The 11,084-nt window shown below is 38.1% G+C and carries 14 protein-coding genes and 3 pseudogenes; 16 read left to right on the forward strand and 1 reads right to left on the reverse strand.

All coding sequences use genetic code 11. The features are described from left to right. From HFD15_RS13550 to HFD15_RS13625, 16 genes and pseudogenes are all read left to right on the forward strand, one after another. Window positions 1-450: pseudogene (locus tag HFD15_RS13550) on the forward strand (relaxase); the annotation flags it as partial. After that, entirely contained in the window at window positions 447-1,070 is a 624-nt protein-coding gene (locus tag HFD15_RS13555; RefSeq protein ID WP_167595250.1) for a mobilization protein, read from the forward strand. The pseudogene HFD15_RS13550 and the gene HFD15_RS13555, both read left to right, overlap by 4 nt. Window positions 1,071-1,086: 16 nt before the next feature. Continuing rightward, window positions 1,087-1,689, forward strand: a complete 603-nt coding sequence (gene fic, locus HFD15_RS13560; protein ID WP_062810218.1) for a protein adenylyltransferase Fic — start codon at window positions 1,087-1,089, stop codon at window positions 1,687-1,689. A 384-nt stretch (window positions 1,690-2,073) separates the two neighbouring features. After that, the gene (locus HFD15_RS13565; RefSeq protein ID WP_167593782.1) at window positions 2,074-3,267 is read left to right on the forward strand and encodes a RepB family plasmid replication initiator protein; all 1,194 of its coding nucleotides are present in this window, start codon (window positions 2,074-2,076) and stop codon (window positions 3,265-3,267) included. Further along, a complete protein-coding gene (locus HFD15_RS13570) occupies window positions 3,264-3,866 on the forward strand; it encodes a DUF536 domain-containing protein (protein ID WP_167593781.1) in 603 nt (200 codons plus the stop codon). Before HFD15_RS13565 ends, HFD15_RS13570 begins: the two co-directional genes overlap by 4 nt. 12 nt (window positions 3,867-3,878) lie before the next feature. Then, a complete protein-coding gene (locus HFD15_RS13575; protein WP_167593780.1) occupies window positions 3,879-4,016 on the forward strand; it encodes a hypothetical protein in 138 nt (45 codons plus the stop codon). Beyond that, window positions 4,012-4,227 (forward strand): annotated as a pseudogene (locus HFD15_RS13580) (IS3 family transposase); the annotation flags it as partial. The gene HFD15_RS13575 and the pseudogene HFD15_RS13580, both read left to right, overlap by 5 nt. Window positions 4,228-4,340: 113 nt before the next feature. Continuing rightward, window positions 4,341-4,481, forward strand: a complete 141-nt coding sequence (locus HFD15_RS13585) for a hypothetical protein (protein ID WP_167554804.1) — start codon at window positions 4,341-4,343, stop codon at window positions 4,479-4,481. Between the two features lie 13 nt (window positions 4,482-4,494). Continuing rightward, window positions 4,495-4,539 (forward strand): annotated as a pseudogene (locus HFD15_RS14450) (hypothetical protein); the annotation flags it as partial. Between the two features lie 239 nt (window positions 4,540-4,778). Beyond that, window positions 4,779-5,054, forward strand: a complete 276-nt coding sequence (locus HFD15_RS14455; protein ID WP_238785376.1) for a DNA topoisomerase — start codon at window positions 4,779-4,781, stop codon at window positions 5,052-5,054. Window positions 5,055-5,333: 279 nt separating this feature from the next. Beyond that, complete coding sequence (locus tag HFD15_RS13600) at window positions 5,334-5,906, forward strand: Dps family protein (protein WP_002292150.1); 573 nt, start codon at window positions 5,334-5,336, stop codon at window positions 5,904-5,906. A gap of 144 nt (window positions 5,907-6,050) precedes the next feature. Beyond that, a complete protein-coding gene (locus tag HFD15_RS13605; RefSeq protein ID WP_181952288.1) occupies window positions 6,051-6,755 on the forward strand; it encodes a Crp/Fnr family transcriptional regulator in 705 nt (234 codons plus the stop codon). Window positions 6,756-6,983: 228 nt separating this feature from the next. Beyond that, window positions 6,984-7,322, forward strand: coding sequence for a hypothetical protein (locus HFD15_RS13610; protein WP_086275825.1), 339 nt, complete (start codon window positions 6,984-6,986; stop codon window positions 7,320-7,322). Next, window positions 7,307-8,161 carry a prolipoprotein diacylglyceryl transferase gene (gene lgt / locus HFD15_RS13615; protein WP_167593779.1) on the forward strand — a complete coding sequence of 285 codons (855 nt, stop codon included), beginning with the start codon at window positions 7,307-7,309 and terminating at the stop codon, window positions 8,159-8,161. The genes HFD15_RS13610 and lgt overlap by 16 nt, the downstream gene beginning before the upstream one ends. Window positions 8,162-8,307: 146 nt before the next feature. Beyond that, window positions 8,308-8,541 (forward strand): heavy-metal-associated domain-containing protein, encoded by a 234-nt coding sequence (locus tag HFD15_RS13620; RefSeq protein WP_003125439.1) that lies wholly within the window; start codon window positions 8,308-8,310, stop codon window positions 8,539-8,541. A gap of 197 nt (window positions 8,542-8,738) precedes the next feature. Further along, a complete protein-coding gene (locus HFD15_RS13625; protein ID WP_167593778.1) occupies window positions 8,739-10,643 on the forward strand; it encodes a heavy metal translocating P-type ATPase in 1,905 nt (634 codons plus the stop codon). Window positions 10,644-10,744: 101 nt separating this feature from the next. On the opposite strand, the gene HFD15_RS13630 is transcribed toward HFD15_RS13625, so the two are convergent. Next, window positions 10,745-11,084: DDE-type integrase/transposase/recombinase (locus HFD15_RS13630; protein WP_167595251.1), on the reverse strand; the 340-nt coding region annotated here is incomplete at its 5' end.

An 11,084-nucleotide genomic window follows, 5' to 3' on the forward strand; every position in this document is an offset into this window, starting at 1 on the left:
ACCCGATTGGGTTCTGATTTTGGAAGGGAGACCATTTTACATGAGTTGGAAAACCGAGCAAGACAAAACGAATTTAGCGCTGTTGAACAAGGAGAACCAGCGATTACTCCGCTTGAGCGAGACACTCAACAAAGAGAATCAGAAATTGTTAGCCTTGAACAAGCAATTGAACCAAGAAAATCAGAAGCTCTCAAGCGAGAATCAACAATTAATCGATTTATTGACACACTCAAACAGTTTGCAGGACGAGTACCAGAACTTACTCAACGCGTTACAAGAAAATTAAAGCAAACAAAAGAGAAAATCCTCGATGATTTTGAACGTCGCTTTTCAAAGGACATGAAAAATTACGAGCAAGAACAACAGCAAAGCCTAGAAAAACAAGCGAATAGAGACGTACAGTCCGAAAAGAAACCAACAAAAGATCATGATCGGGGGATGAGTCGATGAATAAAGATGAACAACTCGTTGTTCAAGTATTAAATGCTTATAAAAATGGCAAAATTGATTTCAGTAACGTTCCAGAACTAGATCGCTTAGTCCGTCAAGAAGTTAATAAAGACTTTCAGGACTACCAAGAAAAAATAGAAGCTGTTGCGAATCAAAAAATGGAGTCTGCCATTCAAGAACAACTCCATCGTTTAGAGGCAGAAAACTTAAAAGCGACCTTACTGAAAGACATTCAAGTTGAAAAACAAGCATTACTCGCTTTGAAAAAAGAACTGAATGAACAAAAAGAGCAGATAAAAGCAGATCGCAAACGTGAGATTGTCGAACGTTACGGTATTCTGATTGCGAACATTGTCTGCCTGTTCTGTTTCTTAGTTGTCGGTATTCTCATCGGACGATGGATTTATAAAGGTATCTGGGATGGTTGGGGTTTGCATATTTTGTATGACACAGTGATGGAAATACAGCCTAAACATCCTTATGGGGCAGTCGTTCTTGGATTAGGTGGTTTTGGTTTAATCGGTGCTGGCATCTATGGCAGTTTTCGATTAATGTATACCGCTTCAACATGGTTTGATCAACGTCCAAAAATTTTCAAAAGAATCTTTCCGAAAAAATAGAGAGTGAGGTAATCCTGTGGTTTTAGAAAATAAATTAGGGTTAACCAATTCAGCAGAATTAGCTAAACAAGAAGAGTTATTAACGAAAAAAAGAGCCAAAGAATTGTTTGAGTCTGGCAAAATAGAGGATCTGGAAATTGGGACGTTTCAAGGCTTATCTGATATTCATCAGTTTTTATTCCAAGATATTTACGACTTTGCAGGAAAAATTCGAGAAGTGAATATTGCGAAAGGAAACTTTCAATTTGCGCCACGTATTTTTTTAGCGCAAACACTTGAATATATTGATAAATTACCTCAAGAAACATTTGATGAAATTATTGATAAGTACTCGGATATGAATGTGGCGCATCCTTTTAGAGAAGGCAATGGACGAGCCACTCGTATCTGGTTGGATTTAATTCTTAAAAATAAACTACACAAAATCGTCGATTGGAATCAAATTGATAAGGATGACTATTTAAATGCCATGATCCGTAGTACAGTCAGCACCAATGAATTAAAATATTTGATTCAAAAGGCATTAACCGATGATTTAGGAAAAGAACAATTCTTTAAAGGAATTGATGCGAGTTATTATTACGAGGGCTATTATGAAATAAAAACAGAAGATTTATAAATAACCGATACAAACAGACTGATCAAATTCTATATTGATTCGTCTGTTTGCTTACGGGATGATTTTGACTTTTGATTTTAAATTTTTGAAAAAAAATAAAAAAAGGCGAAGCCTATTATATATTTATCTTATATATTTTAATCTTTTATTCTTTTGCGTACCCAAAAAGTCAGCAATAGTAAGGCTATGCAGATTTTTATAGCAAGAAAAAACTGTGTATATAGCAAGAAAAAACTGTGTATATAGCAAGAAAAAACTGTGTATATAGCAAGAAAAAACTATATAACCTTGCTATATTATGATATAATAAAAGCATAGAGAAAATTCACGACGAAATGACTTCTCTATGCCACCTTAAAATCACTCACAAAGGAGTAACTTTCTATGTCTAGTATACCAGAAAAACAAGAAAATCAAAAGCAGGTGCTGACCTTGAATGAACTGTCAAAAAGAAAAGTGGTAGAGCATAACAGCTTGATTACGTCTATTGCTAAAATGGATAAAACCCCACTGAAAATGTTTGAGTTAGCGGTGTCTTGTATCAATACCGAAGAGCCACCAAAAGACAATATTGTTTATCTCTCAAAGAGAGACCTTTTCGCTTTCTTTAAAGTATCCGATAATGACAAGCATAGTCGCTTTAAAGAAGCGATTGAGAAAATGCAAAAACAAGCCTTTTTTCAAATCAAAGAAGAAGCAGGCAAAGGTTTTAAATTTAAAAGCATTGTTCCTATACCTTACGTGGAATGGACAGATTATCATGATGAAGTAAAAATTGAATTTCATCGTGAAATTATGCCTTACTTAATCAATCTTAAAAAGAATTTTACACAACATGCTTTGTCTGACTTAGCAGAATTAAATAGCAAGTACAGCATTATCTTATATCGTTGGTTATCCATGAATTATAACCAGTACGAGCATTACAGCGCTAAAGGCGGACGGCGAGCCGAACAAGTAGAAAGCTACCGAAATCCGTCTATTTCAATTAAAGAATTGCGTATCATGACTGATACTGTAAATGATTATGAACGGTTTCAGAGTTTAGAAACATGGATATTAAAAAAACCGTTGGAAGAAATCAACGCCCATACGTCTTTTAACGTGACTTATGACAAAATCAAAAAAGGACGGAGCATTGACTCTATTGTCTTTCATATCGAGAAGAAACGGTGTGCAGACGATAATAGCTACAAACTCAATGATAAAATGTATCAAGCAGAACAAGCAAAGAAAGAAGAAACAGAAGATAGGCTAGCTATTGAAGCAATGAAAAATAAATATACTAAGCTATTACTCGATAATATGCTTCTAAATTCTTATGAAATGACAGATACAGCAATTATGGCAGGATTACAGCAACATGTTTATCCTCTCTATGATGAGTTGAAAGACTTACATGGAATGAAAGCAGTTCAAGACCATCTCTCATATGTTGCTAGTAAGCAAGAAGCTTATTCAAAACGGAATATTGCTAAATACCTTAAAAAAGCGATTGAACAATACCTCCCAACAGTTAGAGGAAGTGACATAGAAAATATGGCAGACCTATTGAAAAAAATAGAGGGTAAAGCATGAGTGAAGATTTAAAAACCATAAAAGAACTTGCAGACGAATTTAACGTATCGAAACAAGCTGTCAGGAAAAGATTAACCGAAGAATTTAGAGCAAACCATGTGGAAACCGTTACTAGTAACGGAGTGAAAACTTTAGTAGTAACCTACACTGGATATATGTTGTTAAAACAACACTTTACCACTAGTAACGCAACTGGTAACGACAAGGTAACCGATACTAGTAACCCCACAACTGGTGATTCATCTGTAGTTAAAATACTAGAACAACAGTTATTTGTTAAAGATAAGCAACTAGAAAATAAAGATAGCCAAATATCGCAAATGCAAAATCTCTTAGACCAACAACAACGCCTAGCTTTGCAGGATAAAAAATTGCTAGAAGAATATAAATCAGAAATCAATGAATTGAAAGCTCTTAAAATGCCTCAGGAGGATATGCAGGAGGATATGAAAGATGGATCGTCGATAAGGGGTGAGGTGCAGGAAGAAATTGAACGACTAAAAGCTCAATTGAAGTTATCAGAAGAAGAACGAAACAAGGCAAAAGAAAAAGATCCGGTAAAAACAGAATCTAAAAAATGGTGGCAACTATGGAAATGAGGGGGGGCTCAAATGAGTCATTCGGAACAAATGATTGAAAACCAGTTCATACAGATCTTAAGTGAGAAAGAAAATCAGTGGACTTATCGTCCGGACTTGAAGTCGGAAGAAACACTTTGGCAAAACTTTAGAGGCCATTTGAACCGATGAGCTTATCGAAAAAGAAATGCTTAAAATACGTCAAGAACATGCCAATGCAGGTTATCGTCCAATGAGTGAATGACTTAAGCAACGTGGCTATCACGTCAACCACAAGAAGGTACAGCGCTTAATGAAGAAGCTAGGGCTTCGTGTGACGTCTTATTGGCACAAATCACGTAAATATAATTCATATAAAGGAAAAGTAGGGAAGGTAGCTGAAGCAGTTGAAGAGCTCAAAGATTACTCAAATAAACAATTTCAAGGCTAGAGAACAAAAGCAAGAACAAACAATAGCTTTATAAAGAGAAGAAGAAAAATAAAGGAGAGTGAGCTATGAATTTTCTACAAAATAATTTCCAAACTTTATATTTAGGTGCAGCTGCAGGAGATATTCAAGGAAGAATTTCCGGAGCATTAACAACAGTTCAATCCGTATTGACAGGTATACAAGATCGTCAAAAAGTATTTAGATGAAGCGGAAACAATCGTGATTGCGACCGACAGCGACCGAGAAGGTGAAGCAATCGCCCGCTTGATTATCAACCTTTCGGGAAATAGCGGGAAAACCATTAAACGTTTATGGATCAACTCGCTTGAAACTAGCGAAATGAAAAAAGGATTTCAAAATCTGAAGGACGGACAGGCGTTTTATTCCACTTACAAAGAAGCAGAAACCCGACAAATCGCTGATTGGCTGGTAGGAATCAATCTCACCCGTCTTTACACGCTTTATATGCAGAAAAACGGCAGTATGCGCCGAAACTCTTTAGCTTGTCTGATTTACAATCTTTCGCGAATAAACGCTTTAAGTACAGTGCCGACAAAACGCTTTCGATCGCTCAAAAACTCTATGAAAAAAAGGTGCTTTCTTATCCAAGAAGCGATACCAATTATATTGGTATCCCCGAATTTGACTACCTGAAAAGCAACCTCTGTCGGTATCTCGAACTAGCAGGAGTGGGCATTTCCGAACCGCAGCTAAACGAAAATAAACGGTATGTAGATGGAAGCAAAGTACAAGAACACTATTTGGTAATTGAAGAATAACAAGCAAAAAAATAGCAGTCAGGTCTCTTGACAAAGTATAGTTGCTATTCTTTTTTTAGGCCCTACTTTAATGAAATTTTTGTTTGGAGGGAACGACTTCATTCCTTTGATTATTTCAGTTGAATTTAATAGAGAAGCCTGGCGTCTATTAAGAAGTACTTTTCTTGATGAGCGTCAATTTTTTTAACGGAAATCTATCCTATACTAAATTCAGTAAAGAAAAAGGAGGAATCAAAGAAAGCTATTTTAAACAAACCAAAATTATAGGAGGAATAAATCATGACTGAAAATAAAGCTACTCAAGAAAGAACACCCCAAGAAAGATTGCAAGAAGAACAAGAACACAAGGAACATGTTCATCATACGAAAATTAATGCAGCGGCCATTGCGGATCATCTTTTAGGCAACATGCATACATTACATGTGAAACTGCACCAATATCACTGGTATGTAAAAGGAGCCAATTTCTTTACGTTGCATGAAAAATTTGAAGAGTTGTATAACGAAAATGAAAAATGGTTCGACAAACTTGCGGAGCGTCTAATTACTTCTGGGCATAAACCTGCTTCGACAACGGTTGAATTTGAAAAATATTCGATGCTTTCGGAAGATGCAGTTAATAAATACGCTAAAGCAGAAGACATGGTTGAAAATATTATCGAGGACTTCAGAAGCACTCGTGACCTAACTATTCGCGCGATTCGTTTAGCTCAAGACGAGGGTGACGATGCTTTAGAAGATACATTGATTGCTTTTAAAAATGACTTAGACAAGAACATTTGGATGCTGCAAGCGTTCATTGGTAAAGAAGCATTAGAAGATGATGACGCTCTTGATGAGGATGAAGATTAAGCTAAAAGTAGAAGCTGATTTAGGGATTGGAATTCTTTCCAGTCCTTTTTCCATTTTCTTGATGTGCATCAATTTTTTTGTAGTAAGAGACTTATATAATAAAAGCAGCGAATATAAACAAAATAAATAAAGGGGGAGAATGAATTGACTAAACATACCCATCATGAAATTGGCGACCACGCAGCCTGTATCCGCTTGGTTCCAATATTCAATCACTTAGAGGATAGCGCGATGAATTACATTGCTGAAAAAGCCCACACGAAACAGTATCAAAAAGGAGAGTTTCTGTTTCGTTCACAAGAAAAAGAGAATACTTTATATATTATCAATCGTGGGAAAATCCGTATTTATCGATTGGCAGACTCTGGCAAAGAGCAGCTAGTGCGGATCTTGAACCCTGGTGATTTCACCGGAGAATGGACCTTGTTCAACCCGGATGCAGTACACGAGGAATATGCCGAAGCGACCCGGGATACCGTTGTCTGTATGATTCAGCAAAAGGATGTCCAGGATTTTCTGGAACAGTACCCCGCTATTTCTCTAAAACTGCTGGCTGAAATGTCCAAGCGGTTAGAAAATTCCGAACGCCAAACCACACAAGTGGCGGTAGAGCATGTAACTACCCGTTTAATTTTATTTTTGGCAGAAAATGTGGAACCTGAAATGGGCAACTCTCCCACCATTACCCTGCCGATGGCAAAAAAGGACATTGCTTCCTATTTAGGAACGACACCTGAGACCATCAGTCGCAAATTTGGAGAATTGGAGGACGAGGGATTGATTCAACAGCTGTCTGGGAAAAGGATCAAGATTCAGGATTTAGATGATTTATTGCTTTACGGCGAATAATCGGACACACTTTTTTCTACACGTTGGTGTTCTGTCGCTCTTCATTAACAACGGGACAGAACTCAGTGCTTTTGCTTCCATCTGTCCGTTTTTGGCTTTTTTAAGACAGAACGACCTTCATTCATTGGAAAAATAAAAGCACAAACATGGTAACCCTCAAGTTTTTTTGTTTTATTTTTCTTTAAGATAGGGTTGTCGAACAAAACGTAAAAATAAGTAGGGGTGAATGTGCATTATTTTTGGGTGATAGTTGCCATCACGTTGTCAGCAGCGGGTGCATTCTTTGTCGTCCCTTTCACCAAGAACACGATTGGCGGCGAAGCAAAAACGTCTAACGTTGTTGAGGCAGATAGGTTAGCTATGGAAAAAGAAGAGGAAGTTGTAAAAGGAGCCGGCGTAATCGGACACGGAAAAGTGGCGTATTACGAAGCGAGTGACCAGGGAGATAAAAGTGTATTCACTGTTTGGTTTCCATGGAGCTTAGCCGGAATCTTGTTCAGCATCACCATGACTAGAATGACGCGAAAAATTGAAGAAATGGAGCAAATAGAATGGGATTCGTATTAGGCGTTTTGAATCCCCATTTGGTGGAGATTGGTTCTGTTGTGATTCATTGGTATGGAGTCATTATTGCAGCGGGCATATTAGCGGCTCTCCAGTTGAGCACCAAGGAAGCAAAGAAAAAAGGACTGGAAGAGGATACCATTATCGATATGGCCTTATGGGCAATTCCGAGTGGACTCCTCGGCGCTCGGCTTTATTATGTGTTATTTGAACTTGGTTATTATCTGCAAAATCCAGGACAAATCCTTGCGATTTGGAATGGCGGCATTGCGATTTATGGGGGATTGATTGCAGGAGGGGGTACGCTATATTGGTATGCAAAGAAAAAAGGTACTTCTTTGGCACTCGTTCTTGATATTTTAGCGCCCAATGTATTGTTAGCCCAGTCCATTGGTCGTTGGGGCAATTTTATGAATCAGGAAGCTCATGGTGGACCGGTTACTCGTCAATTCTTGGAAAATCTTTATTTACCTGAATTTATCATTGAACAAATGAATATCAATGGTACCTACTACCATCCGACTTTTTTATACGAGTCATTGTGGAGTTTGTTGGGCTTTGTCCTCATCGTCACTATACGGAACCAAAAACAGCTTTTGCGTCAAGGAGAAGTCGCTTTGAGTTACGTTTTGTGGTACTCAGTGGGTCGGTTCTTCATTGAAGGTATGCGAACGGACAGTTTATGGATTGGCGAGTGGATCCGCGTTTCGCAAGCCTTGTCTCTGGCCCTGTTTATTGGCGCGATTGTAGTATGGTTTATACGCAGACAAGATTATCCACCAATTTCTTATTATTCTGATGGCAATAAGGGGCAGAAAAAGACTATTAAGATGGTGAATTGAGCAAAAAGATAAAAAGAAGTGCAAAACTTGATATGCGTCAATTTTCGTTTGCTAAAAGTGAGCTATACTACAGTTGTAAAGAGGAAAAGGCAGTGTTCATTAATCTGCTGCCGATAAAATAAAAACACATAAAGGAGATAGGAATTATGGAAAAAGCTATATTGCAATTAGAAACGTTGTCTTGTCCAAGTTGTATGCAAAAAATTGAAGGTGCCTTGAAATCAGTTAACGGTATTGATAAAGACAGCATTAAAGTATTATTCAACTCCAGCAAAGTCAAAACCAATTTTGATTCAGCTGTCACTTCGATTGAAGAGATTCAAAAAGCTATCGAAAACGTAGGCTATCCGGTCCTTAAAGCAAAAGTCAAGGCCGCTTAACAGGTTAAATGAACTAGGCAATTCTGGAAGAAAAACTATTTTTCCAGGATTGCTTTTTATGTTGCAATCCGATTCGAGGTGCTTAGAAACGATAAAAGAGAACTTTCTAAACTTGATGTCAGTCAATTAATTACTTGGGCAATTATCTTATACTGTGTTTATCAATAAAAGAGAAATTAAATTTGGAGGGAAAAAGCATGCAACAATATATATTAAGCAAGAAAAATGTTATCACCGTCATCAGTGGATTGTTAATCGTACTCGGTTTCTTCAGTCACTTTGTTTTAGAAAACGTAGGACTTTCAGAGTGGTCTTTGATCATCGCCTCTGTCTTTGGGATTATGCCAATTGCCATTCAAGCGTTTCAAGCAATGAAAGTCAAAGTCATCAGTATTGATGTCTTAGTCAGTATTGCAGCGATTGGTGCGCTTTTTATTCAAAATTATGAAGAATCGGCTATTGTCACGTTCTTATTCTTATTCGGACACTACTTGGAACAACGAACATTGAACCAAACGCGATCTGCTATCAAAGAATTGACTGAAATGGCACCCGAAAGCGCCTTGAAACAAATGGATAATGGCGAATTTGAAGAAGTAGAAGTGGATGATATAGATGAAGGGGATATCTTGCTCGTTAAAACGGGTGCGAAAGTTCCAGTAGATGGTATAGTCCTTACGGGTGAAGGGCATATCAATGAAGCTAGCATTACAGGTGAAGCTGTTCCGGTCAACAAGCAAGCTGACGCAGAAGTTTTTGCAGGAACCATTTTAGAAAACGGAACGATTCAAATCAGAGCTGACCGAGTTGGTGAGGACACCACATTTGGAAAAATTATTGAACTTGTGGAAGAAGCACAAGATTCTAAATCCGAAGCGGAACGGTTCATTGATCGCTTTTCTAAATACTACACACCAGCTGTCTTGGTTCTGGCAATTGTTGTATGGGCATTCAGTCAAAATATTGAGTTAGCAATCACCATCTTGGTTCTAGGTTGCCCAGGCGCATTAGTTATCGGAGTGCCTGTCTCAAACGTTGCTGGTATTGGGAATGGTGCTCGTAACGGTGTTCTTTTAAAAGGGAGTGAAGTCATTCAAGACTTCAGCAATGTGGATACAATTGTATTTGATAAGACAGGTACTTTAACTGTCGGAAACCCAACCGTTGCAGCGACTGAACTGTATGAAAAAGATTCTGCTGAAACGCTTGGCTATCTGGCCAGTGTGGAACGGGAATCAGATCATCCATTAGCAAAAGCGGTCTTAAATCAAATTGGAGAAACAAATTTTTATCCTGTTGAAGGAACTGAAGTCGTGAAAGGCGGCGGAATCGTTTCAAGTGTAGCTGGACATAGAGTGGCTGTTGGGAATGTGGCCTTGATGGAAAAAGAAAATGTCACTCTCAGCAAAAAAGTGCAAAAAGATGTCAAACGGTTTGAACAACAAGGGAACTCTCTCGTTTTGACAGCGGTCGACGGTGAATTAAAAGTACTGATGGGCATTCGCGATCAAGTCCGTCCGGGTGTGAAAGCTAATTTGCAGGAATTAAAAGACTTGGGCGTGAAAAATCTAGTCGTTCTTTCAGGAGATAACCAAGGAACCGTTGATGTGGTCGCCGGCGAACTTGGTTTGACCGAAGCTCACGGCCACATGTTGCCGGAAGACAAATCGGCTTATATCGGAAAACTTCAACAACGTGGTCAAATTGTAGCCTTTGTTGGAGATGGCGTTAACGATAGTCCGTCCTTAGCTTTAGCAGACATTGGAATCGCAATGGGAAGCGGAACGGACGTAGCGATTGAAACATCCGATGTCGTTTTAATGAACTCGAACTTCAGCAACTTGCCTCACGCATTAGGATTAGTAAAAGCCACCGCAAATAATATGAAACAAAATATCGTGATTTCAATTGGAGTAGTGTTGGTCTTGTTGACCAGCGTCTTCTTCAGCGAATGGATGAATATGTCTATCGGAATGTTGGTTCATGAAGGTAGTATCTTGGTGGTAATTTTCAATGGCATGAGATTAATGAAGTATAAGTTGAAAGGTCGAAAAGAACAAAAAGAAGTATCAGCACCTGCAGAGAAAGTAAAAATATCTTAAGAATAAATTAGAAGAGGCTGAGACAATAGTCCATCCTTGAAATGACAGGTTCTGTTGCAAAGTTTTAAATAAAGAATAAAATCCCTTACGGTATCTATGATTTAAGCTGGGATTCCCAATAATACCTTGATTTCAGTAGACACCGAAAACCCGAAGAGAGTGCCTTCTTTTCGGGTTTTCTTATATAATCCTCGAATGGCTTCCATGCCTTTAATCGTGGTAGAGGCAGTGCGTAAACTTCGATAGAATTTATTGCGTCTCTTTACTGGACGATGGTCTTGTTCAATCAAATTATTCAGGTATTTAATGGTACGATGTTCTGTCCCTTGATAAAAGCCGTATTCTTTTAGTTTCTTAAAGGCATTTGTAATAGCGGGGGCTTTATCTGTGACTACAACCTTCGGTTCATCAAACTGCTTCACTAACCGCTTAAGAAAAGCA

Source organism: Lactococcus sp. EKM203L (assembly GCF_011800585.1).
GTDB classification, from domain to species: Bacteria; Bacillota; Bacilli; order Lactobacillales; family Streptococcaceae; genus Lactococcus; species Lactococcus lactis.